Origin of the sequence: Sorangium sp. So ce836, from assembly GCF_028553905.1 — a bacterium.
GTDB lineage: Bacteria > Myxococcota_A > Polyangia > Polyangiales > Polyangiaceae > Sorangium > Sorangium cellulosum_D.
In genome coordinates this window covers 11738098-11763471 of the sequence record NZ_CP102233.1, presented here as the reverse complement: position 1 = coordinate 11763471, position 25374 = coordinate 11738098, and the positions used below count along the sequence as shown (strand labels likewise).

Here is a 25374-nt window from a genome sequence, read left to right as displayed (position 1 = left end):
GTCACTAGGGCGGCGGCCGGTCGACGGGCACCGTGCTCACGGTCTCGTCCTTCTCGGCGAGCCACACCCAGTTGTCGACGAGCCCGGTCGAGTCGAGCTGGTGATCGCCGGCGTCGTACGCTCCCCACCGGATCTTGATCACCTCGCCCGGCGTCACGGGCGCGGAGGTGACGAGCCAGCCCGTCCCCGCGCGGCCCTCGAACCCCGTCCCGAGCAGCTCGCTGGTCCCGCTCGCGCACGCGTACACCCTGCCGTCGAGGTTGCAGGGCGGGCCGCCCTCGCAGGTGCAGACGTCGATGAAGGCGTTGTTGATGCTCATCGCGTTCCTCTTGTTGTCGAAGAGGATGTGGCCGTCGATGAGGTTGGCCGGCCGCGGCGAGAGGAGCGCGACGAAGTAATCGTTGAACTCGGTGCAGACGAGCGGCCAATCGTAGGTGACGTAATTGATGTTGAACGAGAAGCCGCGGACGTTCGTCGGGACCCGGATCGCGATCTCGACGGCGGTCGGGTCGGACGGCTTCAAGGGCACGAAATCGCCGCAGTCGCGCGGGTCCTTCGGGAAGCCCTCGGGAAACTCGCCGTCGTACTTCTTGTTGAACCCCATCGGGCTCTCGAACCCCTCGTCGCTCGCTTGCCGCGCCGTGCCGCTGGAGAGCGCGAGCAGCCGCGAGCCTGCCTTCGGCCGGATGTTGGCCCCGAACTTGGGCAGGATGCCGTGCCCGAGGTGAAAGTTCGCGTTCTGTTCCGCCCCTGCCGGGGGCGGCGAGCCGTCGACCATGACCCAGGCCGCGGAGACCACCCCCCAGTCGCCGGGCCCGGACGACATCTTGCACAGCTCGACCGCCCTCGCGGCGCTGAGCGGATCCGCGTCGTCGATCGGGATGTCGTCGTCGCAGGGCTTCGGCAGGTTGTCGACGGATTCGTCGCAGTCGTCGTCGACCGCCTCCGGCGCGGCGCCGCCCTCGCCGCCGACCGTCGCGAGCTCCACCACTCCCGGGTTGACGAGCGGGTTGCAGTCGTCGCAGTCGCCGAGCAGCTCCGTGTAGCCGTCGCCGTCCGCGTCGTCGTCCAGCGAGCCGCCGCAGTCCGCGCCCCCCGCGCCCCCCACGCTCCCCGCGCCGCCGCCGCCGCCCGACGCCGTGGTGATGGTCGTCGCGTCGGTCGTCGCTGTGGGCGCGTTGCCGCCAGGGCCGGCGGCGCTCTCGGCGGCGCCCGCCCCGCCAGCGGCGATGCCGCCCACCGGTCCGATGTTCCCGGTGCAGGCCGCGCTCAGGCACCCCGCCGCGGTCATGAGGCTCAAGAAATCCAACCAACGCGTCATCGGTGCTCCTCGAGGGCGCATGGAGCCAAGGAGGTTCAGGTCGATCCGGCGATACGGGAGTCTGCGATGATTTTATCAGCAGAAGCCGCAGCAACAGTCAGCCCATCCCGGCGAAGCGCGGTGCTTTTTTGTGAGTCGGACGCCCACATCGTGGCACCGGCTCCCGGCCAGGCGCGGGTGTCCGGCGCGCTTCCGAAGAGGGGCGACCGCATCGACGGAGCCTCGACAAAGCAGAGAGCGCCGGCGCTTCCACCGCGCCGGCGCTCTCGGGCCCCTCGAGGGGGCGTGGGCCGCCGGATCTGCCCCGCTCGACCGGTGCCGGGCGGGATGTTCCGGACGCTCAGGCCTGGGCGCCCACTTCCTTCTTGCCCTTGCGCTTCGGCTCCTTCTTGCCGGAGCCGTTCACGGCCGCGGGCACCGCGGAGAGCGTCGGGCGCAGCAGATCCTCGGCCATCTTGGCCGCGCGGTTCGTCTTCTCCCAGCTGAACTCGTCGCGCCCGAAGTGGCCGTACGCCGCCGTCTTGCGGTAGATGGGCTTCAGCAGGTCGAGCTGCTCGATGATCGCCTTCGGCCGCATGTCGAAGTTCTGCATGATGTACTTCTCGAGCACCTCGTCACCTACGCGGCCGGTGCCGAAGGTGTTGACGTGCACGCCGACCGGCTGCGCGACGCCGATGGCGTAGGCGATCTGCACCTCGCAGCGCGCGGCGAGCTTCGACGCGACGACGTTCTTCGCGACGTAGCGCGCGTAGTAGCAGGCGGAGCGATCGACCTTCGTCGGGTCCTTGCCGCTGAAGGCGCCGCCGCCGTGCCGGCCCATGCCGCCGTAGGTGTCGACGATGATCTTGCGGCCGGTGAGGCCGGCGTCGCCGAAGGGGCCGCCGACCACGAAGCGGCCGGTCGGGTTCACGTACACCTTCGTGTTCCGATCCATCAGCTTCGCCGGGATGCTCTTCTCGATGATCAGGCTCCGCACGGCGTCGACGATCGTCTTGTGCTTGACCTCGGGGCTGTGCTGCGTCGACACGACGACGGCGCTCACGCGGACGGGCGTGTACTCCTCGTACTCGATCGTGACCTGGGTCTTGCCGTCGGGGCGCAGCCAATCGAGCTTCTTCGACTTGCGGAGATCAGCGAGCTTGCGGGCGAGGCGGTGGGCATAGCTGATCGGCGACGGCATCAGCTCCGACGTCTCGTCCGTCGCGAAGCCGAACATGAGCCCCTGATCGCCGGCGCCCTGCTCCTTGAAGAGGCCCTCGCCCTCGGTCACGCCGCGGGAGATGTCGGGCGATTGCTTCTCGATGGCCGTGAGCACCGCGCATGTCTCGTAGTCGAAGCCCATCGAGGCGTCGGTGTAGCCGATGTCCTTGATCGTGTTGCGCACGACCACCGGCATGTCGACCCACGCCGAGGTCGTGATCTCGCCGGCAACGACGGCCATGCCCGTCTTCACCAGGGTCTCGCAGGCGACGCGGGCCGTCGGATCCTTCTCGATGATGCCATCGAGAATCGCGTCGGAGATCTGGTCGCACACCTTGTCGGGATGTCCTTCGGTGACGGACTCGGAAGTGAACTGGTAACGGCGCATGAATCGCTCCTTCGGCGGGCTCGAAAAACGGGCCTCTACGCATAGTTCGAGCGCGGGGCACCGTCAACGCGGGCTGCGGCCGGCCGCCGACAAAAGCGCCGGCCGGACGAGCTGCCGGATGGGCCGGCTCGCGCGGCCCGAACGCGAATGGGCCGGCTCCCGCGGCCCGCGCGCGAGGTGGGCGCGCGCTGCTGCCTGGGCAACACTTCGCTTCGCTCCCCGGCGCGGAGCCGTCGGGCACGCGTCGGGCGCGCCGGCGCCAGGCGAAGGAGCTGCGCCGCGCTCGGGATCGCGCCGAGCGGCCCGCGAGCGCGGGCGATCGCGGGGCGCCGCCCGCCTCGGGTCCAGCGCACTCCCGGTGGCGCGCCGTGAACGGCTATGATGCCGCGCATGACGTTCGACGAGATCAGGGCCTGCCTCGAGCGTGAAGGCTGGGCCGTGGAGGTCGTGTCCAGCGACACGATGCGCAGCGACTTCCAGGGGGCCGAGCGGCTCTTCCCCCTGTTCGTGCGGCTCTCGCCCCCCTTCGTCGTCTTCGCGGTGATCCCGTTCGTGCGGCTCCCGATGGAGCCCGAGGAGGGCGACGCGATCGTGCGGCGCCTCCTCCAGCTGAACCGCGAGATCAACATGGCCAAGCTCTCGGCCGACGAGGAGGGCGACGTGATCCTGAGTGTCGAGTACCGCCTCCAGGACCTCGATCCGAGCGAGGTGCGCGACGCCGTCGACGTGCTCTCGTTCTATGCGAACAAGCACTATGCCGAGCTGGTGGAGCTCGCCACGCCGTGAGGAGCCCCCCGGCGGCTCACGGCACGATCGGCTCCTCTCGCGGCTTGATCCCCTCGTGCGCCCTGAGCTCGCTGCGCACGACGCGGACGCGCCGCACGTCGCCCCCGCGGACGACCGTGAGCTCGACGGCGCTCCCGACGGCGCCGCGGAGCCGCTCGCGCACCTCGGCCGAGGAGAGATCCCGGACGTAGACGCCATCGATCATGAGGATCTCGTCGCCGGGGATCAGCCCGGCCCGCTCGGCGGCGAGCCCGCGCGGTACGTCGCGCACGTAGAGCGCCTGCGACTCGTTGTCTCTCCCCAGGACGGCCCCGATGGACCCCACGCTCGCCGCGCAGCCGGCCGCCATGAGCAGGAGCGCCGCGCCGAAGGACCTGCTTGCCACGGGGACACCATAGCGCCCGACGGGCGTCCCGTGCTCCTCATCGTCGGACGACGTCCGCGGAGCGCTCAATCCAGTTGGTCTTCGGGGGGGAGCTGCCCTAGAGTCCGGGCCGGAGTCGCCGATGCCCGAACCGTGCGCTGCCCCCGAGAGCTCCACGCCTGCCGCTGCGTCCGGCGGTGTGCCCGGCGGCTGGAAGATGCGCATGGAGGACCCGTTCAATCGCTACTACCGGTACCCGATCGCGCGCAGGATCGTGCGAGCGCTGATGAGGACGCCCGTCACCCCGAACCAGGTGACGCTGGTCCAGCCGCTCTTCGCGGCGCTCGCCGGGTACCTGGTGACGTTCGATGATCCGCGGCACCTCGCCGCCGGCGCGCTCGTGTTCGAGCTCCGCTCCATCCTGGATTGCGTGGACGGCGCGCTGGCGCGGGCCAAGCGGATGGCGAGCCCCGCCGGGCACGCCATTGACGCCCTGGCGGACTGGCTCGGTGTGACCTTCCTCTATGCGGGCATCTTCTGGCACTTCCACCTTTACCCGCCGCCGGAGGGCCCGTGGAGCGCCGTCCTGTCCACGAACGGCATCCTGCTGCTCGCGCTGCTCCAGGGGGCGCTGCGCTCCTTTTCCTCGGACTACTTCAAGCTCAAGTACTGCTCGATCTTCGAGCGTGGCACCGATGAGACGGTGGACGTGCTGCGCCGCAAGATCCAGGCGCTCGGCCCGTCGTCCTCGTTCTTTGCCCACGCCGAGGTCTTCATCGGGCGGATGGGGCACCTCGCGTTCGAACACGAGTGGTTCGACCCGGAGCGGAGCCGATCCTCCACCGGCGCGGATCAGGTAAAACAGCTGATCCGGGAGGAGACATCGCCGCTCACGCGCCTCATCGGCGCGCTCTGGGCGATATCGAACGGGGACGCGTTCCTGTCGCTGGTGGTGCTGACGCTCCTCGCGGACCAGCTCTGGCTGGGTCAGGTCTTCTTCGCGACAGGCGGGGTCGTCTGGATCGTCGCGGTCATCTTGCTGAACGGCTGGTTCCTCCGCGGCGCGTCCCGGCGCGGGAAGCTCGCCGTGGCCTGAGCTCGGCCGCCGCGGCGCCGCCGAGCTCGGGCCCGCGTGCGTTCTGCGCCTTGAGAGCGCGCGTCAGAGGGCGCTCGCCAGCCGGCGGGCCTTCTCCACGTCTTCCTCGAAGTCGATCTCGGTCCAGGGCAGGTCGTCGACGCGCTCGATGCCGAACGGCACCTCCTGGAAGGCGCGGTCCATCGCGGCCTCGTACTCCTGATCGAGGCGGCCGGCGGAGACCTCCTCCTCGAGGAGGCGCTGCATCACGCGGCCGCCCTGCGGGCCGACCTTGGCGAAGCCGACCGTCTCGCCCGCCACGTCCCAGCCCTTGCCGACGCGGCGCGCGATCTTGAGGACGCGGCCGGCGCGGACGCCGACCATCATCTCCTCGCCGCTCTCCTCCGAGCCCGCGTCGACGAGCAGGCAGTTCTCGTGAGGCGAGGACACGAGGCGCCGCAGCAGCGCGGCGGGGTACAGCACGTCCGCGTCCATCCACAGCCCGCCGCCCGACAGCCGATCGGCCGCGACGTGGAGCGAGACGATGCTCCCGTGGACGAACCGCGGGTTCTCGACGAGCTCGATCTTCAGCGGGGCGCGGAGCGACGCGAGGGCCTCCTCGATCATCTCGCGCCGGAAGCCGACGACGATCGTCAGCTCGGTGACGCCGCTCTCGGCGAGGTTCACGAGGTGGCGCTCGAGCAGCGTCTTGCCCTCGATCGAGATGAGGCACTTGGGCGCGTCCCGGCCGATGCGCCGGCCGCGCCCCGCGGCGAGCAGGATGGCCCTCATCGGCGCGCCTCGGCCGCGAAGCGGGCGGCGAGCTCCGGCGGGGTCTCGGCGACGCGGCCGATGCCCTTCACGGTGCCGCCCTCGACGAGGGCGAGGACCATGACCGGGCCCGGCTGCACGAGCGCGGCGCGCAGCGACGCGTCGAACGACTCGACCGAGTCGGCGCGGTGCGTGGCGCGGTAGCCGACGGCGCTGGCGACCGACTCGAGCTTCACGTCGCCCGAGATCGTCCGCTGCCCGCCCGTCGAGGCGTGCGAGCGGTTGTCGAGGACGACGTGCACGAGGTTCGCGGGCCGCTCGCTCCCGACGCTGGCGAGGGCGCTCATGCCCATGAGGACATTGCCGTCGCCGTCGAGCACGAAGATCCGCTTGCGCGGCTGCGCGAGCGCGAGGCCGAGGCCGATCGACAGGCCGAGCCCCATCGAGCCGATCATGTAGAAATTCGAGGGCCGGTCCTGCGTCGTGTAGAGCTCGCGGCCGATCATGCCGTTGCAGCAGACCACGAGGTCGTCCTTGCCGACCGCCGCCGTGAACACCTTGAGCGCTTCGAGCTTGTTCATTCGAGCACCCCCGCCGGGACGATGAGCGCCGCCGGCTGCCTCGTGGAGAGCATGACGTCCTTCGCCCACCCGACCTGCGGGCCCATCGGCTCGCCGCCGCGGAGGACGCGGTGCTGGATCTTCATCAGATCGAGGAGGGGGAGCATGATCTCGCCCATCATGATGTGCTCCGGGGCGTCGTTGCCGCCCTCGCCGCGCCAGGAGATGACGAGCAGCGTGGGCACCTCGTACATCGTGCTGAGCGAGGCCAGCGCGTTGACGGAGACGCCGAGCCCGGAGTTCTGCATCAGGACGATCGGCAGCCGGCCGCCGAGCCAGGCGCCGACCGCCATCCCGATCGCGCTGTCCTCGCGGGTCGCCGAGATGTAGCGGGCGTCCCTGTCGGCCTCGAGCCGCGAGACCAGGCCCTTCAAGAGCGAGCAGGGCACGCCCGCGAAGAAGTCGAACCCCGCCTCCTTGAGCGCGGCGACGAACTCGGGCGCGTACGATTTTCCTGAACCGTGGGACATCGGCTCACTCCTTGATGAGCGCCCAGGCGCGGCGGTAGTCCTCGAACGTGTCGATCTCGAGCCACCCCTTGTAGACGTCGATCGCCTGCACGTCCGCGCCGCGGTCGATGAGCTCCTGGAGCAGGTCGGTGAAGGTCGCGCTGCGGAGCGACTCGGCCTCGTGGAAGCTGCCCTTCGCGCGGGTCTCCTGCAGCTGGTGGTAGCAGTCCGTCAGCAGGCGCGCGCCCTTCGCGGTGAACATGGCCATGCCGACGAACTCGCCGTGCGCCTCGCTCGCCGGGATCGCGCGGCCGACGCGGGCCACCCGGTGCGGCGCGTCGGCGCCCACGAAGCGGTAGCCGGCCTCCTGCGCGTCCTTCAGGACCACGAGATCCGGCACGCCGCGGGCGTCCTTGGGCCGCTGGCCCTCGGCGTAGGCGCGGTCGACGACGATCGAGATGTCGGCCGGGCTCTTGAGGAGCTTCTCGAGGTGGCCGCGCTCGAACACGATGTCGCCGTAGAGGAAGACGAACGGCCCGTTCAGCTCCTTGGAGGCGCGGAAGAGCGAGGCGACCTCGTTCGTCGTCGCGTACTCGTCGTTGTCGTAATAGCGGGCGTTCGGGAGCTTGATCGCCTCCTTCTTGTACCCGCGCACGACGGCGACATCCTTCACGCCGCACGCGTTGAGCACGTCGATCTGCCGCTCAAGGATGCTCTTGCCCTTCAGGTCGAGCATCGGCTTCGGCAGCTCCTCCGTGAGGGGCAGGAGGCCCTGGCTCTGGCCGGCGGCGAGGATGACCGCGGTGACGCCCGGGCTGCCGGAGGGCAGGAAGCTCGACTCCTCCTGCTTCATCTTGTCGACGCCCACGAGCTGATAGACGCGCTCGAGCGGCACCACCCTGTCGTCGACGCTGCCGGTGTACATCTCGCGCTTCAGCGTCTGGAGCGTCTCCGTCATCGCCTTGATGGAGGAGCGGATCGCGTGGTTCGCGAAGATGATCAGCTTGAAGCCGGCCTTGTGCAGGGTGTCGACGGTGGTCGTGCGGTAGATCGTCGGCACGCAGACGAGCGGCGTGCCCGGGCGATCCCACGCGCGGGCGAAGGAGAGCACCTCGTCCGGGTCCTTGCTCTTCGAGTGGATGAGGACCATGTCGGCGCCAGCGTCCGCGTAGGCGCGGCCGCGGCGGAGCGCCTCATCCATCCCCCAGCCGGCGATGAGCGCCTCGGTCCGCGCGATGACCACGAAGTCGCGGTCCTTCTGCGCCGATTTCGCCGCGCGGACCTTGAGCGCGTGCTCCTCGACCTCGGCGAGCTCGCGCTTCACGCCCGCGTAGAAGCTGCAGCGCTTCGGGAAGATGTTGTCTTCCATGCAGATGGCCGCGACGCCGGCGGCCTCGTACTCCTCGACGCAGCGGATGACGTTGACGGCGTTGCCGTAGCCGTTGTCGCAGTCCGCGATGACGGGGAGCGAGGTGTTGTTCATCATCTTGGCGGCGTGGAGGTTCTCCGCCATCGTGAGGATGTTCGCGTCCGGCACCGCGTAGCTCGCGGAGATCTCGAAGCCGGAGGCCCAGAGCCCGTCGAACCCAGCCTCTTCGCCGATCTTCGCGGAGAGCCCGTTGTGCGCGCCGATGATGACGATCGGGCCCGGGCGGGCCATGAGCTCGCGCAGCTTCCTGGCTTTGGTCACGTCTGCTCCACTCCTCTCCTCCGCGCGGCCTCGTCGCTGTCCGCCCGGCGAGCGACCGCGCCCGCTGCGCAGCGGAGCGCGGCCCGAGCGAGCGGCCCCCCGCCGTCGCCGCGCGCGGGCGGCGCCGTGGAGCGCCGGGTCTCGCCCCCCTTCGGAGCCGGGCCTCAGAACGGGGGCTGACTTAACACCGTTCGCCGGTCCCGCCAATGCCGCGCAGGACGCGGAGCCGGACCAGCCCAGGGCCGGCGCGGAGCACCGCCTGGCAGGCGAGGCGGAGGCGCGGCGGAGCGCCGAGGCGCTCGAGCAGCTCGAGCTCGTCGCGCGCCGGCGGCTCGAGGTGTTGCTCCCCCTCGACGACCTCGACGCGGCAGGTGGCGCAGCGCGCGTCGCGGCACGAGAACACGACCGGCGCGCGCGCGTCGTCGCAGACGTCGATGAGCCTGCCGGCCCCGGCCTCGGCGGAGACGGAAGGGCCGAGCTCGCTGGCCTCGAACACGACCGTGGGCATCGCCGCTACCTCCTGCGCCCTGGCTGGGGCCCCGCTCCGATGGCGCGGGCGCGTCGGCTCCGCGCTGGCGCCGCGACCGCATTTTCGCGGGCGTCTCCACGCATTATACGACGGAGGCATGACCGATCGCTGGGACGCAATCATCCTCGGCGGCGGGCCGGGTGGGTCGACGCTCGCCGCGTCGCTGGCCAAGCTCGGCCGCCGTTCCCTCGTGCTCGAGCGGGAGACGTTCCCTCGCTTTCACATCGGCGAGTCGCTGCTGCCTCGCTCCCGGGAGGTCTTCGAGCGGCTCGGGCTGGACGAGCAGCTCGACGCGCGCTTCCTCCGCAAATACGGCGCCCGCTTCCTGTGCTCGTCGACGGGGCGGACGCGGACGTACAGCTTCGCCGACGCGTTCGATCCGAAGTTCGAGTTCGCCTACCAGGTGGAGCGCGACGTGTTCGACCAGCTGCTGCTGCGGCACGCGGCGGAGCTCGGCGCGGAGGTGCGCGAGTCGTGGGAGGCCGTCGAGGTGCTGTTCGACGGGTCGCGCGCGGTCGGGGTGCGCGCGCGGCCGCGCGCGAGGTCCGAGGGCGCCGGCGCGAGCGACGTCGTGGAGCTCCGGGCGCCGGTCATCGTGGACGCGACGGGGCGGGACACGCTGCTCGCCTCGAGGCAGCGGCGCAAGGCGCAGCTGGCGGAGCTCGACAAGACCGCGCTCTTCGCCCACTACGAGGGCGTGGTCCGCGAGGACGGGATCCACCAGGGCAACATCCAGCTGGTCATCTTCGACCACGGGTGGTTCTGGTTCATCCCGTTCCGCGGCGAGGTGACGAGCGTCGGCGCGGTCGTGTCGTCGAGCTGGATCCGGAGCCGGAGGAGAGGGGAGAGCCTCGACGATCTCTTCGATCGCACCGTCGCCGAGAGCAGCTGGGCGCGGGAGTTCCTCGCGGGCGCGCGGCGCGTGAGGCCGGTGGGGGCGCTCGCCGACTTCTCGTACCGGATCGACCAGCTCGCCGGCGACGGCTGGCTCTTCGTGGGCGACGCCGGCGGGTTCCTCGACCCGCTCTTCTCGACGGGCGCGCACCTCGCCATCAAGGGCGCCGAGCTGGCGGCCACGGCGATCCACCGCGCGCTCGAGGCCGGGGACACCTCGCGCGCCGCGTTCGCGGGCTACGAGGCGGAGGTCCGCTACGCCGTCGATCTGTTCCTCGGCGTCGTGCAGGGCTTCTACAAGGGCCACTTCCGGGAGACGCTGTTCGAGCCGAACCAGCGGCCCACGATGCGCAAGCTCATCACCAGCATGCTCGCGGGCGACGTGTTCCACGCCGAGAAGCGCCCGCAGTGGGCGTCGTTCCTCCGGCAGCACTATCCGGCGGAGGTGCCCACCTTCACGTGACGCGCGGCGCGCGGCCGCGCGCGCGAGCCGGCCGCTGCGCGCGCGATCACCCGCCGCAGGGGGTGCGCTCGACGACCGCCTCGCTCATCTGCTGGCAGGCCGCCGCGAGCGCGCTGCGCGCCTCGTCCCTCGCGCCGCCCTCGAGCGCCTCGTCGTCGGCCTCCGCCTTCGCCTCGAGCGCGTCGCGCGCGATCCGGATCGCGGCCTCGTGGCCCTTCCTCGTCTCCGCGGGCAGCTTGCCGGCGCAGGCGAGCATCGCGGCCAGGTAGCCGTCGCACGCGTCGACCCCGGTGCTCTCGAGCTCGGCGCTCCCCGGATCGCCGCCGGCCTTGCCGCAGCCGAGGACGCAGGTGCCACACAGGAGGAGGAGTCCGAGGAGTGCTCTCGCCATCGTCGCGCGCCCGGGGGCGCCGCCGGCGTCCGGTGCCGGCCGCGTCACGCCCCGCTCGATCGCGGAGCACCCTGCCACGGGCGCGCGCCGCGGGGCAATTTTCGGCCGGTCAGGCGCGGATCAGCAGGATGGCGTGCTCGTGGCGCGGGCGGCGCTGGAAGGCGCGCGCCGTGGGGCGGTGGAAGTGGGGGCGCGGCTGCGACGCGACCGCGCGGACCGCGAAGCGCGCGCCGGAGGCCGCGGCCTTCACCACGTCGATCGCGTAGACCGGCGCGCCGGCCACGACGCTGTCGGCGATCAGCAGCACGAGCGGCGCCCCGCGCCGCAGCACGCGCGCCAGCGCGACGAGCACGCCGCCGAGCTCCTCGCGCCAGCGCGCGCGGCCGGCCTCGGGGCCGAGCGGGTCGAGGTGCCGGCGGGCGCCGATCTCGTCCTGCTCGAAGCTCGCGCTCCGGAGCCGGAGCCAGCGCAGCCTGGCCTCGTGGTGGGCGAGGTAGTCGTAGACGCCCGGGTACGGCGGCGACGTGACCGCGAGGTGGACCGAGTCGGGCGCGACGCCGCGCAGCACGCGCGCGTCGCCCTCCTCGACGAGCGCGGGCGGGCTCGCGGACAGCGGCGCGGCGACGTCGGCGAGGCGGCGGGCCAGCTCCTCCGCCTTGCGCACGAACAGCCGCGCCGGATAGCCGGCGGCGATCCGCCGCGGCAGCTCGTGCTCCGACGTGTCGGACGTGCGGCGGCTGAGCTTCGTGAGGATGGCCGAGAGCACGAGCTCCAGATCCGCGCGCAGCGCGTCGGCGCCGTGGCCCGCGAGGCGGTCGAGGCCGACGCGCAGCCCGTCGAGCTCGAGCAGCACGTGCGGCTCGAAGAGGGCGACGTCCTCGGGGCCGTACCGGCGGCTCGGGCCGGCGCGCGCCTTGCGGCGCTCGTCGGCGGCGGCCGCGACCTCGCGCGCGGCCGCGACGAGGCGCTCGCGCTCGCCCGGGGTGCTGCCCTGCACCTTCAGGCGGGCGAGGCGCACGGCGAGGGGGTTCGCGTCGACGCCGATCGCCGCGCGGCCCGCGAGCCGGGCCTCGACGAGGACGGTGCCGCTGCCGCAGAACGGGTCGAGCACCCGATCGCCCCGCCTCGAGAGCGCCTCGACGAGCCGGCGGGCCGTGTCCGGGTGCATCCGGGCCGGGTAGCTGTGGAACCCGTGCACGTGGGCGCGGGCCGCCTCCTCCGCGTCGCTCGCGCTGGCCACGTCGAGCGCGTGGGCGAGCATCGCCGCGTCGGCCGGATCGCCCTCGAGCCGCGTCTCGCCGCCCACGTTGGTCAGCGCGCGGCGCGCCTGCGGCGCGGGCCGGGGCGCGCGGGCCTCCTGGGGCGCGCGGGATTCCTGGGGCGCGCGGGGCTTTTGCCGCGGGGCGCCCGGCTTCGGCTTGGGATCAGCGCTTCGTGGGCTCGACATGGGCGGTCCGTTGCGTGAGGGGCACGTCGGCGAGCGCTTCCTCCTCGGCGGCGAGGGCGCGCGCCGCGCGCTCGGCCTCGGGCTCGCCCCCGGGCGCCGCGCCGACGCGCAGCCTCGGCGCGTAGCCGAACTCGCCCGCGGGGCTCACCGCGCCGCGCACGACGTCGTTCACCTCGAGCAGCGCGAGCAGCTCCTCGGCCTGGGCCTCGCCGATGCGGAGGGTCGAGGCGAGCGCGCCGGCGGTAAGCGGGCGCTCGGCCTGCCGGGCGACGTCGGACGCGACGGAGACCCAGGCGGCGTCGAGCGCGGGCGCGATGTCCCGGCCCCGCGCCTTGGCCCGCCGGAACGCCCACAGGGCGAAGGCGGCGACGGGCGCCATCGTCAGGAGGCCCGCGGCGAAGAGCCCGACGCTCGCGCCGAGGACGAGCAGCATCACGGCGAACAGGAGCACCTCGAAGCCGAAGAGCGCGCTCGCCGCGATGCCCGCCGCGCGCCAGACCGAGCGCGCCGAGGCCGCGGCGCGCGCCTTCTGGAGCGGCGGCACCTCGCGGCCGGATCGCTTCACGCCGTCGCCGTCGACCGGGACGCGCGGGCCGCCGCAGGCGTCGCACCGGAAGCGCAGCTCGGGGTGCGCGGAGACGCCGGCCACCCCGCGGCAGTGCGGGCACGCCTCGGCACGCCGGTCCGCGCCGCACTGTGGGCAGCGCGCGCTCCCCGGCGCGAGCACCGCGGCGCACACGCGGCAGCGGGCGTCGCCGGACGGCGTCTGGCTCACGGCGCGCTCGCGGCGGACGCGGCGCGTGCGCCGTTCACGCTGCGAAGCACGGCGTCGAACAGGGCGCGCCCGTCCGCGCAGCCTTGCCCTTGGAAGGGCTGGCTCATCCGCTCGGGGTGGGGCATCAGCCCGAGCACATTGCGCCGGGGGCCGCCGTAGATGCCGGCGATGTCCATGGCGGATCCGTTGGGGTTCGCGTCCCCTCCGACCAGCCCCTCCCGGTCGCAGTACTGGAGGGCGATGGCGCGATCCTCGACGAGCTTGCGGAGCGTCTCCGGATCCGCCTGGTACCGCCCCTCGGCGTGGGCGATCGGCAGGCGGAGCACCCGAGGCAGGCCGCTCGTGAACGGCCCCTCGGCGCGCGGCGTCACGAAGACGTCGCGGCACTCGAAGCGGAGGTGCGCGTTGCGGGTGAGGGCCCCCGGGAGCAGCCCCGCCTCGGTGAGGATCTGGAACCCGTTGCAGACGCCGAGCACCAGGCCGCCGCGCTCCGCGTGCCGGCGGATGGCGGGGACGATCTGGCTCGTGCGTGCGATGGCGCCGCAGCGCAGGTAGTCCCCGTAGGAGAACCCGCCGGGGATCGCGACGAGGTCGGTGCCAGCGGGGAGCTCGGCGTCGCGGTGCCAGGCGGTCGACGTGCGGACCTGGAGCACGTCGCGGAGCGTATGGATCATTTCGGCATCGGCGTTGGAGCCCGGGAAGATGACCACGGTCGCGTGCATGGCCGTCCACGTAGTCCGGTTGCCGGCGCTCGGCCAGGGGTCGTGAAGGTGCGCGCCGCTTCACCGGCTTCCGGCGGCGTGCCATGATGGGGTATGGCTTCGCGATGGGCGCGGACCGGCCGGACCGACGCGACGCTGCGGGCGGCCTCCGGCTACCTCGTCCTCGCGGCGCTGGCGATCTCGCTGACCCTGGTGGCGCGGGATGGATGGCCGTGGATCCACCCGAGCCCCTGGCTCTCGCTGCCCCCGCTGGCCGCGTTGCTGACGAGCGCCGCGCTCGGCCTCACGCTCGCGGCCGGGGTCGTCGTGATGACCCGCGTCGCCGTGGCCCGGTTCGGCTGGGCGCGGCGCCTGCATAGCGAGCTCCGCCCGGTCGCGCTGGACCTCTCGCTCGGCCAGGTCCTGCTCCTCGCGGGCCTCTCGAGCCTCGGGGAGGAACTGCTCTTCCGCGGGCTCCTGACGCCGCTGCTCGGCGTGGCGCTGAGCGCGCTCCTCTTCGGTCTGATGCACCAGATGCGGGGCCCGAGCCGCTGGGTGTGGGTCGGCTGGGCCGTGGGCGTCGGCGCGGGGCTCGGCGCCATCTTCGCCGCGACCGGCTCGCTCGTCGGGCCGTTCGTGGCGCACGCCGTCGTGAACGCGGTCAACCTCAGCTACCTGCGGGACCACGATCCCGGCGAGGCGGAGCAGCAGGCGACGCTCTGACGGGCACGTCCGGCCGGCCGGACGAAGGCCTTCCGTGAGAACCCCCGCCTGAGGTGGCCGAAGGGAGCGAGCGGAGCGGACCTCAGCGCTTCTTTGCGTCGGGGCGGGGAGGCCGGGCGGGCGCTGGTCGCTGGGGGACCGGGCTCATGCGCGACGAACCTTCTTCATGGCTCGCCGGCTGGGTCGTCGGGGGAGCGACGCTCCCGCGGGAGAGCTCGCCCGGCTCGCCCGAGCGGCCCGGCGAGGACGGCGGCGCGGTCGGCCGGCGGGACGGCGGCTTCGACGGGGAGAGCCGGCCCTGGCCGCGCGGGACCGTGGGCGGATCGTTCTCGTCCGCGCCGCGCCGGCTCGACGGCGGCTTCGCCGTCATGCGGGCGAGCGAGCGCAGCGTCGGCGGCGCGGCCTCGAGCTCGAAGCTCAGCTCGAGCGACGGCGGCGCATCGGAGATCGTCAGGGCGCCGTCGGCCGCCCTCCGCGGCGCGACGCCGGGCTGGCGGCGCAGGAGCTCCTCGAGCGGCGCGCGCGACGACGGCGGCGCGACGTCGTCCGGGATGGACGACGGCCCGCCGAGCGCCGTCGTCGCGATCCGGGGCTCCGGACGGCGCCGCGACGGCGGCATCGGCAGCTCGACGCGGGCGCTCTCGTCCTCGAGCCGGGTCGCCTCGAGCAGGTAGGCGGCGATCGATTTTCGCTCCGACGGCACCGGGCGGCTGCCGGGAACGAACGCGAACCGCCCGACCTTCCAGGCCAGCATGGTGCGGAGCGCGGCGAGCGCCGAGACGCGCGTGCCGCCCACGGTCCCCTGGACGATGCACCCCTCGGCGATGTCGAGCTGCGCGCGCCGCTTCTTGCTGATCACCTCGAACACGCCCGAGCGCCGCTCCATCTCGAGGACCGTGAGGACGGTCGCGATCGACATCTGGCTGAGGTCGCCCTCGATGGCGGTCTGGTCGACGGAGGCCGGGATGGACATGAGGCTGTCCCGCCGCTGCCGCAGGCGGGACGCCATCTGCACGAGGGCCCCGATCTGCGCGACGACCTCGGTGACCCGGAAGGGCTTGGTCATGTAGACGTCGGCGCCGACGTGGAACCCCTCGAGGCGGGATTGCTGGTCATCGAGGGCGGAGAGGAACAGGAAGGGGGTGACGGACACCCGCGAAGGTTGGGTGCGGACGTTGCGTGCGACCCAGTAGCCGTCGTGGTCGGGCAGGCCGACGTCGCAGACGATGCACTCGGGCTCCAGGGTGCAGGCGGTCGAGAGCCCGGCCTCCGCGGTGGCGCAGTAGATGACCTCGTAACCCGCCTCGCGGATCGCGGTGGCGAGCAGGTCCGCGACATACTCCTCGTCCTCGACCACGAGCACGACCCCGCTCGGCATCTGGCAGACGGTACACGCGCGCCGCGGGGGTGGCCAAGGGTGAATGGCGGCGAGCCGGTCCGAACCTCGGGCCGCGCGCCGCCGCCGGCGCGTGTTGGCGCGTGTGTGCCCGCGGCGTCCGACCGCGGCGCGGGATTCACGCTATAAGAACGGAAATGGCAACTCCTGTCCGAGAGGCCGGCGGCGCGGCGCGGCCCGGCGAGCGGCCCTCCCCGGGGGCGCGCGTCTTCATCGCGATGAGCGGCGGAGTCGACTCCTCGGTCGCCGCGGCGCGCCTCTGCGACGCTGGTTACGAGGTCGTCGGCGTGACGCTGCACCTCTGGGACTACCCCGACGACGGCAGCGTCAAGAGCCGCTGCTGCGCGCCCGAGGATCAGCACGACGCCCGCCGGGTCGCCGACCACCTCGGCATCCCGCACTACACCTTCGATCGCCGCGCCCTGTTCCGCGAGCACGTCGTCGATCCGTTCGTCGACGCCTACCTCGCGGGCGAGACGCCGAGCCCGTGCGTGGCCTGCAACCGCTCGGTCAAGCTCCGGGAGCTGTTCCCGCTGGCCGAGCGGCTGGGCGTCTCGTGGGTGGCGACGGGCCACTACGCGCGGGTCGTCGTGGAGGAGGGCGGCGCCCGCCTCTACCGCGGCCGCGATCGGCACAAGGATCAGAGCTATTTCCTCCACATGCTCCGGTCGGACGAGCTGTCGCGGCTCCTCTTCCCGCTCGGCGACTCGACCAAGGAGGAGGTGCGCGCCGAGGCGATCGCCCGCGGGCTGCCGGGGGCCGACAAGGGGGAGAGCCAGGAGCTCTGTTTCATCCCCTCGGGCCGCTACGCGCCCTTCGTGGCCGAGCGCGCGGCGGACAGGCTCCGGCCCGGGCCGATCGTCGATCGGGACGGGCGCGTGGTCGGGTCGCACGGCGGGGTGCACGGCTTCACCGTGGGCCAGCGCAAGGGCATCGGCGTCTCGCTCGGCCGCCCGGCGTTCGTCGTGGGCCTCGACGCGGCGACGGGCGCGGTGCGCCTCGGCGACGAGGCCGACCTCTACGCGGCGGGCGCCGAGATCACCGAGGCCGTGTGGTCCGACGACGCGGTCTTCCCCCTGGAGGCCGAGGTGCGGGTGCGCGCGCGGCACGAGGCGGCGCCCGGCGTCATCGAGCGACGGCGCGACCCTGCGACGGGCGCCGAGAGCTTCGTGGCGCGGTTCGAGAGCCCGGTGCGGGCCGTCTCCCCCGGTCAGATGGCCGTGGTGTACCGGGGCGACCGCGTCCTCGGCGGCGGCCGCATCCGGGCCGCCCTTCGCGCGGGGGCGGCGTCGTGACGGCGCGCCTGCTCGTGCCCCTGGCGTGCTCCCTCTCGCTCGGGTGCTCGCTCGGGCAGGGGGAGGGCGAGGTCTACAGCTCGAGGCTGCTCGCGGCGGACTGCTGGGAGGGCGCCTACGACATGCGCCCCGACTTCTTCGCCGCGGTCCCGTACCGCTCCACGCTTCAGATCCGGGTGCAGCGGGGCAGCGACCTCCAGGAGGTCTCGGACGGCCTCGCGGTCATCATCGACGACGTCGGCCTCATCCGCGGGGACGGGCAGGTGAACAAGCTCGACGTCGACCTGAGCGTCGGGCTCCCGCCCGGCGTCGAGCTGCCGGGCTCGCCCCCGCCGACGCCGAAGCCGGAGGGGCTCGCCCCGCTCGTGCACATGGCGCTCTACCTCCAGCGGTCGTGCCACAACCAGAACATCGTGCTCTACGCCGTGGATGGGACCATCAAGTTCCAGGCGCTGTTCAGCGGCGATCCCAACGAGACCGACGCGGTCGACAAGTTCACGGACGCGACGTTCGACATCTGGGTCGGTGATCCGCGCGACGCCGGGATCGGTCATCCAGCGGACGCCATCCCCCGCGAGCTCCTCTCGAGGGTCACGGGGAGCTTCCGTTTCTATTTCGAGCGAGGCCAACCTGGGCAACCGTTCCCCTGAGCTCGCCGCGACTCCGTCCTGGGTCTCTGGTGGTGTCCTACCTGTCAGGACACAGGCCTTCAGCGACCTAGTGGATTGAAGCTGACCATCTGCCCGGTCGCTCGGCCGAGACGACATGGCAAAGCGCCGCGAACTCGCGGTAAAGTAGTGACCGCTCATGCCCCAACCCCCGCCTCGACCCGCATCGCGAATGGGCGGACCTCCAAGCCCCGGGTCGACCAATTCATCGCCTGACGCGCGCGCGAAGGAGTCCGAGAAGCAGCAGGGGACCTACTTCCTGGGCCGTTACCGCGTGGTCGACGAGATCGGGGTGGGCGGAATGGCGAGCGTCCACCTGGCGCGCATGGATGGGCCGGGCGGCTTCCAAAAGTGGGTCGCCATCAAGCGGATCCACCCGCATCTGGTCGAGGACGATCAGTTCGTCGACATGTTCCTGGACGAGGCGCGCATCGCGGCTGGCATCAACCACGCCAATGTCGCGCAGGTGTTCGATCTCGGGAAGGACGACAACACCTACTGGATCGCCATGGAGTATCTCCACGGCGAGCCGCTCCGGGAGGTGATGCGGCGCGCTGAGGAGCGCCGGCTGCGCATCTCGCCCGAGCTCGCTGCGCGCATCTGCTCCGATGCGGCAGAGGGGCTCCACGCCGCCCACGAGCTGCGCGGAAAGAACGGCCAGCTGCTCGGCCTGGTGCACCGCGACGTGACGCCGCACAACCTGTTCCTCACGTACGACGGCTACACCAAGGTGGTGGATTTCGGGATCGCCAAGGTGGCCGATCGGCTGTCGTCCACCCGCGCGGGAACGCTGAAAGGCAAGTTGGCCTACATGTCTCCCGAGCAGGTGCGCGGCAATGAGGTCGATCGCACGACCGACGTGTTCGCGCTCGGGGTCGTCCTCTGGGAGCTCACGACGAACCAGCGACTCTTCCGGATGGATACGGATCTCGACACCCTCGAGAAGGTGCAGGCCTGCGTGGTCCCGCCGCCGTCCACGATCGTGCCCGACTATCCGATCGAGCTGGAGAGCGTCGTCATGAAGGCGCTCGCCAAGCACAAGCAGGACCGCTTCCAGACGGCGCGCGAATTTTCGCGAGCGCTGCAAAACTTCCTGATGCGGAGCGGGATCTTCGTCGGCTCCGAGGAGGTCGCGCAGTTCGTGCAGCAGGTGTTCGCCGACCGCATCCAGAAGCGCGAGGCGCACCTCGCGTGGGCGGCGGAGGTGACGTCCACGATCAACGTCGAGCAGGTGCGCGCGCGGAGCTCGACCACGGCCACCGACAGCGTCGGGCTCCGCAGCCGCGGCCGGGAGCCCGATCCGTACCAGCGGCTCACGCCGCCGCAGGTCTTGCGGCACAACGCCGCGCCGGCGAGCGGGATCGCACCGGTCGGACGCACGCCGTCGAGGGACGCGGCCGACAAGCAGATGGTGGCCTCGTCGCTGATGGACGACGACGAGGATGTCCCGACGACGGTCGCGACGCGCGAGCACGCCGAGCCGGTGCGGCCGCTCCCGCACGGCGAGCGCGCGATGCCGCGCCCGGCGGCCGGCATGGCGCCGGAGCTCGCGCTGGCGCCTCCGCCTCAGCCCGGTGCCCCGTCCGCCCTTCCCACGGTGCGGCCCGGTGCCCCGCCCGCGCACGCGGGCTTGCCGCGCGCGCCGGGCGGCCAGAACCTCGCTGCGCCGGTGATCCCGGCGAACCCGTATCCGCCGCTCGATCTCGGCTCGGCCGATCGGGCGCCGTTCCCCAGGGGGGGCCTCCTGGACAGCGATCTGGGCAACCCGCTCGCGTCCACGCTCGCGCTCCCGCAGCAGGCTCCGCCCCAGCCGCCCGCGCCGGTCCCGCAGGGCCCGAGCGACGCCGCGCGCCGCGGGCACGCGAGCAGGGCCGCTGCGGTCGGCGCATCGCCGCAGGTGCCCTCGTACGCGCTGCCGTTCAACGGCCAGGGCTACGCTCCTTCGCCTCCTGCCGGCTCGCCCGTGCCGGCGTTCCCGCCGCCGCCGTCGACGATCGCGGGCCAGGGCCAGCCGTTCGCGCCCGCCGCGCCGGCGCAGCCTCCCCAGTCGCAGATCGAGACCGCGCTCTCGCTGCCGCGCCCCGATCCAGCGGCCATCTGGGCGGCCACGCAGGACGCGGTGTCCAAGGGGAACGGCAGGAACACGCTCGTGCTCGTCGCGGTCATCGCCCTCACCGCGCTGTGCGTCATCGGCATCGGCGCGCTGATCTACATGAAGACGATGACCGTGCAGCCCTCGACCCCGAAGGGGGTCGACGCTGCGCCGCCCACCTCGACCGGCGCGGCCACCACGCGCCGGCCGCGCCTCGGCGCGAACGTGGAGCCCGCGGGGGACGAGCGCGCGCGCTCGCTCGCCCTCGCCGGCGGAGCATCTCTCGTCCACCCCGGCCCGGCGAGCCTGCGGCGCGTTACGATGAAGGGATGAAGGCTGTTCACCGCCGCTCGAGCGGTGCCAGGGCGCGCGCCGGCGAGCGAGCGCAGCTGCGCATCGACGCGCTGGCCGCCGGCGGCGCAGGGATCGGTCGGCTCGCGGGCGAGGTCGTCTTCGTCCCCGCGACGGCGCCGGGCGACCTCGTCGAGGTCGAGCTCGATCGGAGCGCGCGCCCGGCGCGGGGCAGGCTGCTCCGCGTGGTCGAGCCGAGCGCCGACCGCATCGCCCCGCCCTGCCGCTTCGCGGAGACCTGCGGCGGCTGCGACTGGATGCACGTCCGCGTCGAGGCGCAGCAGGCCGCGCACGCGCAGATCGTCCGGCAGGCGATCGCGCGCGCGGCCTCGCTCGCCGAGGCCGATCTGCCGCCGCTCCGCCTGCACCCCGCGCCCCAGCCGCTCGGCTACCGCTCGCGCGCGCGGCTGTTCGCGCGCGCGGAGCGCGGCGAGGTGCGCGTGGGCTACCGCGCGCCGAGGACGCACGCCGTCGCGGCGGTCGATCGCTGCCTGGTGCTGGCCGACCCGATCGCGCCGCTCGCCGGCGAGCTGCCCGGCGTCCTGCGCGGGGCCGCGGGGGAGGGCGACATCCTCGTCTCGCTGGGCGCCTCGAGCCGCCCGGTGGTCGAGATCCTCTGGCGCGGCCAGCTCCCGCCGGCCGTGTGGCAGCTGCTCGACGAGCGCACGGCCCGCGGCGCGTGGGCCGGCGCCCGCGTCACGCTGGACGGGGCGCGCGAGGCCGCGTCGTTCGGCGATCCGCGGCCGGCGGTCGTGGGCGCCGACGGCTTGCCGCTGGTCCTCGCGCCGGGTGGCTTCGGGCAGCCGTCCGAGGAGGGCGCCGCCGTGCTCGCCGGCCGCGCCGCCGAGCTCGCTCACCTCGACTCCTCCCGGCCGCCGCACGTGCTGGAGCTGTTCGCGGGGAGCGGGACGCTCTCCGTGCTCCTCGCGCGCGGCGCGCCGCGACCCGCGCAGTCCGCCGAGGTCGCCTCGCCGGCCGCCCCGGGGCTCGCGTCGTTCACGGCGGTGGAGCGCGCGCCCGAGGCGGTCGCGTGCCTGCGGCAGAACCTCGCCGCGCGCGGCCTCGCCGGCAAGGCGATCGAGGCGGACGCCGACCAGGTCCCGATCCCGGCGCGCACCGACGTCGTGGTGCTGGATCCTCCGCGCGGCGGGGCGCCCGGCGCGGCGCGCGCGATCGCGGCCTCGGGCGCGCGCGTGGTCGTCTACGTCTCGTGCGACCCGGCCACCCTCGGGCGCGATCTCGGCGGCATTCTCCGCGGCGGCTTCGAGATCACGGACATCGAGGCGGTCGAGCTCTTCCCGCAGACGAGCCACATCGAGTCGATCGTCCGCCTCACCCGCGCCCGCCGGCCGGCTCGCTGAGCGGCGCGGCGCGGCGCGCGGCGAGGCGGCGCGGCGAGGAGGCGCGGCGCGTCGCCCTGCGCGCACCCCGGCGAGCTCGGGCCGAGATCGCGCGCGGCGCGCGAGGTCGCAGCGCGCCTCCGCCCAGCGGCTTGCGCTACGCTGGCCGGGATGATTCACCCGCTCGACGAGCAGCTCCGCGAGGAAGCGCGGCGCTACCGCCTCGTGTTCGCCTGCCCCGACTGCGCGTCGTTCGATCCGGCGGAGGCCGAGCGCGACGAGGCCGGCGCCGCGCCCCCTGGCCGCGTGCCGCGCTGCTCGCTCGGCTATCCGGTCGCGCCGCACCTGAGCCCGTCGCTCGACGATCGCGACGAGATCATCTTCTGCAAGGCGTTCGAGCTCCGATGAGCTCGTCCCCCGGGCCTCCCCCGCCGCCCAGGCGGGGCCGGTCGCACCCCCCGTCGCTGATCCGCCTGGCCGAGCGGCTGATCCGGGACGAGCGGTTGCTCGCGCGCGGCGACGTGGTCCTCTGCGCCTGCTCTGGAGGCCCCGACTCGACGGCGCTGCTGCACGTCCTCGCCATGCTCCGGCGGCGGATCGGCCACGAGGTCGTCGCGCACGGCGTCGACCACGGCCTGCGGCCGGCGGCCGCGGCCGAGCTCGCGATCGCGCGCGACCTGGCCGAGCGGCTCGGCGTCCCCTACTCCAGCACCCGTGTGGACGTGGCGCCCGGCGCGAACCTCCAGGCCAGGGCGCGCGCCGCCCGGTTCGCCGCGCTCGCGGCGGCCTCTGCGGCCCGCGGCGCCCGCGCGATCGCGACCGGCCACACCGCGGACGACCGGGCCGAGACGGTGCTGCTGCGCCTGCTGCGGGGCGCTGGGCCGCGAGGGCTGGCCGTGCTGCCGCCGCGCGCGCTGCTGTGGACCGACGCCGCCGGCGCGGCGCCGGGCGCCGGGGAGTCGGGCTCTGCGGCTGCCGGGGTCGAGCTCATCCGCCCGTTGCTCCTGGCCCGCCGCGCCGACGTGCTGGCCCACCTCAGCCGACATCGGCTGGCTTTCGCGGAGGATCCCAGCAACGGGGACCCCCGCTTCACCCGCGTTCGCGTCCGCCGCGAGCTCCTCCCGCTGCTCCAGGACCTGTCGCCGGCGATCGTCGAGCACCTCTGCGCGCTCTCGGACATGCTCGCCGCCGGCCGAGATCGGCGCGCGGGCGGCGATCCGGCCGTCCTCGACGGCGGCGAGCCGCTCTCGATGCCGCTCGGTCGGGCGCAGCGCCTCGCGATCGAGCGGGCTCGCAAGCTCGGGCGGCCGCTGCGCGTCCTGGTCCGCGGCGGCGGAGAGATCGCCCTGGGCTTTCCAGAGGAGTCCAGCGTGCTTATCGAGGACAGGTCCGAGCGTCGCGGGGCCTGACCGCATGCACCCCACCCGCGACCCCTGTCGAGTCCCCTGTTTCGCCGTGCCGCCGCGGGGAAAACCCGCGGTCGACGACCGAGCCGACGGGTGGCATGCTGACTGGAACACGCGTACAATTTCGGTACACGCCGGCTCGCCGCGCGAGCTTAGAGGGTCCTCGTGAAGCAATCGCACAAGACGCTGCTGCTCTGGGTTCTGCTGATCATGATGTTCTTGGCGATCTGGCAGTTCTTGAGCCCGGATTCCCGGCCCGCCACGCAAGTCGCGTTCAGCGAGTTCATGGCCCAGGTCCAGGTCGAGGCCAAGGACAAGGATCCGCACGTCGAGTCGGTCACGATCAAGGACCGCGAGTACACCTTCTGGGTCAAGGACCCCAAGACCGGGGCGAAGACGAAGAAGGTCACGATCGGGCCTGACAACGCCGACGAGATCACGAAGACGATCGTCGACAACAAGGTCGCCGTCTACTTCGAGAAGGAGGACGCGTCGCCGTTCTGGCCGGGGGCGATCATGTACCTCCTGCCGACGGTCTTCCTGCTCGTGATGTTCTACCTGTTCATGCGCCAGCTCCAGGCCGGCGGGGGCAAGGCGATGAGCTTCGGCAAGTCGCGCGCCCGGCTGCTCAGCGAGGCGCAGAACAAGGTGACGTTCGCCGACGTCGCGGGCATCGACGAGGCGAAGGACGAGCTCGAGGAGATCATCGCGTTCCTCAAGGACCCGAAGAAGTTCCAGAAGCTCGGCGGCCGGATCCCGAAGGGCGTGCTCATGATGGGCCCCCCCGGGACGGGCAAGACGCTCCTCGCGCGCGCGATCGCCGGCGAGGCCGGGGTGCCGTTCTTCTCGATCTCCGGCTCGGATTTCGTCGAGATGTTCGTCGGCGTCGGCGCGAGCCGGGTGCGCGACCTGTTCGAGCAGGGCAAGAAGCACGCGCCGTGCATCATCTTCATCGACGAGATCGACGCGGTCGGCCGCCACCGCGGCGCGGGCCTCGGCGGCGGGCACGACGAGCGCGAGCAGACGCTGAACCAGCTCCTCGTCGAGATGGACGGCTTCGAGTCGAACGAGGGCGTGATCATCGTCGCGGCGACGAACCGCCCCGACGTCCTCGACCCCGCGATCCTGCGGCCTGGCCGCTTCGATCGGCGCATCGTGGTGAACCGCCCCGACGTGCGCGGCCGCGAGGGCATCCTCCGGGTCCACACGAAGAAGGTCCCGCTCGGGCCGGACGTCGACATGGAGATCCTGGCGCGCGGCACGCCCGGCTTCGTCGGCGCCGACATCGAGAACCTGGTCAACGAGGCGGCACTCCTCGCGGCGCGTCAGGACAAGGACGTCGTCACGATGATCGACTTCGAGATGGCCAAGGACAAGGTGCTGATGGGCGCCGAGCGCCGCAGCATGGTCATCAGCGACGAGGAGAAGCGGACCACGGCCTACCACGAGGCCGGGCACGCGCTGGTCGCGAAGCTCCTGGAGAAGTTCTCGGATCCGGTCCACAAGGTGACGATCATCCCGCGCGGCCCGGCGCTCGGCCTCACGCAGCAGCTGCCGAAGGAGGACCGGCTCAGCATGTCGCGCGAGTTCGCCAAGGCGCGGCTCTCGGTGCTGATGGGCGGCCGCGTCGCGGAGGAGATCATGTTCGGCCAGTTCACGACCGGCGCGGGCAACGACATCAAGCAGGCGTCGAACCTCGCGCGGCGGATGGTGACCGAGTTCGGTATGAGCGACGTCATCGGGCCGATCTCGTACGGCGCGGACGAGGAGAGCGTGTTCCTCGGGCGCGACTTCACCAGCCGGCGCCGCGACTACTCGGAGACGATCGCCAACCAGATCGACGACGAGGTGCGGCGGTTCATCCTCGACGCCCACGCCGAGGCGCGGAGGCTCCTCACCGAGAACCGCGAGATCCTCGAGCGGCTCGCCAACGCGCTCCTCGAGCGCGAGACGCTGGACGCGGAGGAGGTCGACGCCATCGTCGCGGGCCGCGAGCTGCCGCAGCGCCAGCGCGTCGTGATCCCGAGCTACAGCGATCGCGATCGCGCCGCGAAGGAGAAGCGCCGCGCGGCCAGCATCTTCGGCACCCCGAAGCCCGCCCCGAGCACCTGATCGCGAAGCGCGGGGGCCGCGCCCGGTGAGCCCGGGCGAGCCCCCCGCGCCGCCGCGCGCCGCACGGCACGGCGCGGCCCCCGAGACGCCTCACTCCTCCCCTCAGGACAGCGAAGCACGCGGCGCG

24 protein-coding genes are annotated in these 25374 nt (G+C 72.9%); 11 read left to right on the top strand and 13 right to left on the bottom strand.

The annotated features are described in order from the left end of the window. Nucleotides 1-4: 4 nt before the first annotated feature. Together NQZ70_RS42910 and metK are read right to left on the bottom strand one after the other, a co-directional pair. Nucleotides 5-1321 carry a hypothetical protein gene (locus tag NQZ70_RS42910; RefSeq protein WP_165374453.1) on the bottom strand — a complete coding sequence of 439 codons (1317 nt, stop codon included), beginning with the start codon at nt 1319-1321 and terminating at the stop codon, nt 5-7. 340 nt (nt 1322-1661) lie between these two features. Next, entirely contained in the window at nt 1662-2909 is a 1248-nt protein-coding gene (gene metK, locus NQZ70_RS42905) for a methionine adenosyltransferase (protein ID WP_129579372.1), read from the bottom strand. A 390-nt stretch (nt 2910-3299) separates the two neighbouring features. Here metK and NQZ70_RS42900 point away from each other — a divergent pair, with 390 nt between their 5' ends. Continuing rightward, nucleotides 3300-3695, top strand: coding sequence for a YbjN domain-containing protein (locus NQZ70_RS42900; protein ID WP_237244578.1), 396 nt, complete (start codon nt 3300-3302; stop codon nt 3693-3695). Nucleotides 3696-3711: 16 nt separating this feature from the next. On the opposite strand, the gene NQZ70_RS42895 is transcribed toward NQZ70_RS42900, so the two are convergent. Then, nucleotides 3712-4080 (bottom strand): PDZ domain-containing protein, encoded by a 369-nt coding sequence (locus NQZ70_RS42895; RefSeq protein ID WP_237244577.1) that lies wholly within the window; start codon nt 4078-4080, stop codon nt 3712-3714. Between the two features lie 121 nt (nt 4081-4201). Between NQZ70_RS42895 and NQZ70_RS42890 the strand changes: the two genes are divergently transcribed. Continuing rightward, entirely contained in the window at nt 4202-5155 is a 954-nt protein-coding gene (locus tag NQZ70_RS42890) for a CDP-alcohol phosphatidyltransferase family protein (RefSeq protein WP_272826786.1), read from the top strand. 63 nt (nt 5156-5218) lie between these two features. On the opposite strand, the gene NQZ70_RS42885 is transcribed toward NQZ70_RS42890, so the two are convergent. The 5 genes from NQZ70_RS42885 to NQZ70_RS42865 all read right to left on the bottom strand — a co-directional run bounded on the left by NQZ70_RS42885 (nt 5219) and on the right by NQZ70_RS42865 (nt 9172). Then, nucleotides 5219-5926, bottom strand: coding sequence for an NTP transferase domain-containing protein (locus NQZ70_RS42885; RefSeq protein ID WP_129579369.1), 708 nt, complete (start codon nt 5924-5926; stop codon nt 5219-5221). Further along, nucleotides 5923-6486, bottom strand: a complete 564-nt coding sequence (locus NQZ70_RS42880) for a thiamine pyrophosphate-dependent enzyme (RefSeq protein ID WP_129579368.1) — start codon at nt 6484-6486, stop codon at nt 5923-5925. Before NQZ70_RS42880 ends, NQZ70_RS42885 begins: the two co-directional genes overlap by 4 nt. Then, the gene (locus NQZ70_RS42875; protein WP_129579367.1) at nt 6483-6995 is read right to left on the bottom strand and encodes a thiamine pyrophosphate-binding protein; all 513 of its coding nucleotides are present in this window, start codon (nt 6993-6995) and stop codon (nt 6483-6485) included. The genes NQZ70_RS42880 and NQZ70_RS42875 overlap by 4 nt, the downstream gene beginning before the upstream one ends. A 4-nt stretch (nt 6996-6999) precedes the next feature. Next, nucleotides 7000-8664 carry an isocitrate lyase/phosphoenolpyruvate mutase family protein gene (locus NQZ70_RS42870; RefSeq protein ID WP_129579366.1) on the bottom strand — a complete coding sequence of 555 codons (1665 nt, stop codon included), beginning with the start codon at nt 8662-8664 and terminating at the stop codon, nt 7000-7002. 181 nt (nt 8665-8845) lie between these two features. Beyond that, nucleotides 8846-9172, bottom strand: a complete 327-nt coding sequence (locus NQZ70_RS42865) for a 2Fe-2S iron-sulfur cluster-binding protein (protein WP_129579365.1) — start codon at nt 9170-9172, stop codon at nt 8846-8848. 118 nt (nt 9173-9290) lie between these two features. Between NQZ70_RS42865 and NQZ70_RS42860 the strand changes: the two genes are divergently transcribed. Continuing rightward, nucleotides 9291-10550: an NAD(P)/FAD-dependent oxidoreductase gene (locus NQZ70_RS42860; protein WP_129579364.1), complete on the top strand. Its 1260-nt coding sequence runs from the start codon at nt 9291-9293 to the stop codon at nt 10548-10550. Nucleotides 10551-10596: 46 nt separating this feature from the next. Here the strand turns inward: NQZ70_RS42860 and NQZ70_RS42855 are convergent, their stop codons facing one another. From NQZ70_RS42855 to purQ, 4 genes are all read right to left on the bottom strand, one after another. After that, the gene (locus tag NQZ70_RS42855; protein WP_272826779.1) at nt 10597-10989 is read right to left on the bottom strand and encodes a hypothetical protein; all 393 of its coding nucleotides are present in this window, start codon (nt 10987-10989) and stop codon (nt 10597-10599) included. A gap of 61 nt (nt 10990-11050) precedes the next feature. After that, nucleotides 11051-12388 carry a DNA methyltransferase gene (locus NQZ70_RS42850; RefSeq protein ID WP_129579362.1) on the bottom strand — a complete coding sequence of 446 codons (1338 nt, stop codon included), beginning with the start codon at nt 12386-12388 and terminating at the stop codon, nt 11051-11053. Beyond that, on the bottom strand, nt 12366-13163 hold the full coding sequence (locus NQZ70_RS42845; protein WP_129581917.1) for a zinc ribbon domain-containing protein: 798 nt from the start codon (nt 13161-13163) through the stop codon (nt 12366-12368). The genes NQZ70_RS42850 and NQZ70_RS42845 overlap by 23 nt, the downstream gene beginning before the upstream one ends. Continuing rightward, the gene (gene purQ, locus NQZ70_RS42840) at nt 13160-13885 is read right to left on the bottom strand and encodes a phosphoribosylformylglycinamidine synthase subunit PurQ (RefSeq protein ID WP_061625438.1); all 726 of its coding nucleotides are present in this window, start codon (nt 13883-13885) and stop codon (nt 13160-13162) included. Before purQ ends, NQZ70_RS42845 begins: the two co-directional genes overlap by 4 nt. Nucleotides 13886-13978: 93 nt before the next feature. On the opposite strand from purQ, the gene NQZ70_RS42835 reads away from it, so the two are divergent. Next, nucleotides 13979-14587 (top strand): CPBP family intramembrane glutamic endopeptidase, encoded by a 609-nt coding sequence (locus NQZ70_RS42835; protein ID WP_129579361.1) that lies wholly within the window; start codon nt 13979-13981, stop codon nt 14585-14587. 82 nt (nt 14588-14669) lie between these two features. Here the strand turns inward: NQZ70_RS42835 and NQZ70_RS42830 are convergent, their stop codons facing one another. Beyond that, entirely contained in the window at nt 14670-15965 is a 1296-nt protein-coding gene (locus NQZ70_RS42830; RefSeq protein WP_129579360.1) for a response regulator, read from the bottom strand. A 155-nt stretch (nt 15966-16120) separates the two neighbouring features. Between NQZ70_RS42830 and mnmA the strand changes: the two genes are divergently transcribed. The 7 genes from mnmA (at nt 16121) to ftsH (ending at nt 25247) form a co-directional block, all read left to right on the top strand. Beyond that, nucleotides 16121-17278, top strand: a complete 1158-nt coding sequence (gene mnmA, locus NQZ70_RS42825) for a tRNA 2-thiouridine(34) synthase MnmA (RefSeq protein ID WP_129579359.1) — start codon at nt 16121-16123, stop codon at nt 17276-17278. After that, entirely contained in the window at nt 17275-17928 is a 654-nt protein-coding gene (locus tag NQZ70_RS42820) for a hypothetical protein (protein ID WP_129579358.1), read from the top strand. Before mnmA ends, NQZ70_RS42820 begins: the two co-directional genes overlap by 4 nt. Nucleotides 17929-18118: 190 nt before the next feature. Continuing rightward, the gene (locus NQZ70_RS42815; protein ID WP_165374452.1) at nt 18119-20371 is read left to right on the top strand and encodes a serine/threonine-protein kinase; all 2253 of its coding nucleotides are present in this window, start codon (nt 18119-18121) and stop codon (nt 20369-20371) included. Further along, entirely contained in the window at nt 20368-21750 is a 1383-nt protein-coding gene (locus NQZ70_RS42810; RefSeq protein ID WP_129579356.1) for a class I SAM-dependent RNA methyltransferase, read from the top strand. Before NQZ70_RS42815 ends, NQZ70_RS42810 begins: the two co-directional genes overlap by 4 nt. Nucleotides 21751-21900: 150 nt before the next feature. Next, on the top strand, nt 21901-22137 hold the full coding sequence (locus tag NQZ70_RS42805) for a hypothetical protein (RefSeq protein ID WP_129579355.1): 237 nt from the start codon (nt 21901-21903) through the stop codon (nt 22135-22137). Then, the gene (gene tilS / locus NQZ70_RS42800; protein WP_129579354.1) at nt 22134-23138 is read left to right on the top strand and encodes a tRNA lysidine(34) synthetase TilS; all 1005 of its coding nucleotides are present in this window, start codon (nt 22134-22136) and stop codon (nt 23136-23138) included. The genes NQZ70_RS42805 and tilS overlap by 4 nt, the downstream gene beginning before the upstream one ends. Nucleotides 23139-23300: 162 nt before the next feature. Then, nucleotides 23301-25247: an ATP-dependent zinc metalloprotease FtsH gene (ftsH, locus tag NQZ70_RS42795; protein WP_129579353.1), complete on the top strand. Its 1947-nt coding sequence runs from the start codon at nt 23301-23303 to the stop codon at nt 25245-25247. Nucleotides 25248-25374: the final 127 nt, after the last annotated feature.

Bases quoted from the DNA above. Each gene is read 5' to 3' on its own strand.
- NQZ70_RS42880 (WP_129579368.1), bottom strand. From the start codon at position 6,486: ATGAACAAGCTCGAAGCGCTCAAGGTGTTCACGGCGGCGGTCGGCAAG.
- NQZ70_RS42850 (WP_129579362.1), bottom strand. From the start codon at position 12,388: ATGTCGAGCCCACGAAGCGCTGATCCCAAGCCGAAGCCGGGCGCCCCG.
- metK (WP_129579372.1), bottom strand. From the start codon at position 2,909: ATGCGCCGTTACCAGTTCACTTCCGAGTCCGTCACCGAAGGACATCCC.
- NQZ70_RS42810 (WP_129579356.1), top strand. From the start codon at position 20,368: ATGAAGGCTGTTCACCGCCGCTCGAGCGGTGCCAGGGCGCGCGCCGGC.
- NQZ70_RS42885 (WP_129579369.1), bottom strand. From the start codon at position 5,926: ATGAGGGCCATCCTGCTCGCCGCGGGGCGCGGCCGGCGCATCGGCCGG.
- NQZ70_RS42900 (WP_237244578.1), top strand. From the start codon at position 3,300: ATGACGTTCGACGAGATCAGGGCCTGCCTCGAGCGTGAAGGCTGGGCC.
- NQZ70_RS42830 (WP_129579360.1), bottom strand. From the start codon at position 15,965: ATGCCGAGCGGGGTCGTGCTCGTGGTCGAGGACGAGGAGTATGTCGCG.
- mnmA (WP_129579359.1), top strand. From the start codon at position 16,121: ATGGCAACTCCTGTCCGAGAGGCCGGCGGCGCGGCGCGGCCCGGCGAG.
- NQZ70_RS42860 (WP_129579364.1), top strand. From the start codon at position 9,291: ATGACCGATCGCTGGGACGCAATCATCCTCGGCGGCGGGCCGGGTGGG.
- NQZ70_RS42910 (WP_165374453.1), bottom strand. From the start codon at position 1,321: ATGACGCGTTGGTTGGATTTCTTGAGCCTCATGACCGCGGCGGGGTGC.
- NQZ70_RS42865 (WP_129579365.1), bottom strand. From the start codon at position 9,172: ATGCCCACGGTCGTGTTCGAGGCCAGCGAGCTCGGCCCTTCCGTCTCC.
- NQZ70_RS42815 (WP_165374452.1), top strand. From the start codon at position 18,119: ATGGGCGGACCTCCAAGCCCCGGGTCGACCAATTCATCGCCTGACGCG.
- NQZ70_RS42890 (WP_272826786.1), top strand. From the start codon at position 4,202: ATGCCCGAACCGTGCGCTGCCCCCGAGAGCTCCACGCCTGCCGCTGCG.
- NQZ70_RS42875 (WP_129579367.1), bottom strand. From the start codon at position 6,995: ATGTCCCACGGTTCAGGAAAATCGTACGCGCCCGAGTTCGTCGCCGCG.
- NQZ70_RS42805 (WP_129579355.1), top strand. From the start codon at position 21,901: ATGATTCACCCGCTCGACGAGCAGCTCCGCGAGGAAGCGCGGCGCTAC.
- NQZ70_RS42835 (WP_129579361.1), top strand. From the start codon at position 13,979: ATGGCTTCGCGATGGGCGCGGACCGGCCGGACCGACGCGACGCTGCGG.
- purQ (WP_061625438.1), bottom strand. From the start codon at position 13,885: ATGCACGCGACCGTGGTCATCTTCCCGGGCTCCAACGCCGATGCCGAA.
- tilS (WP_129579354.1), top strand. From the start codon at position 22,134: ATGAGCTCGTCCCCCGGGCCTCCCCCGCCGCCCAGGCGGGGCCGGTCG.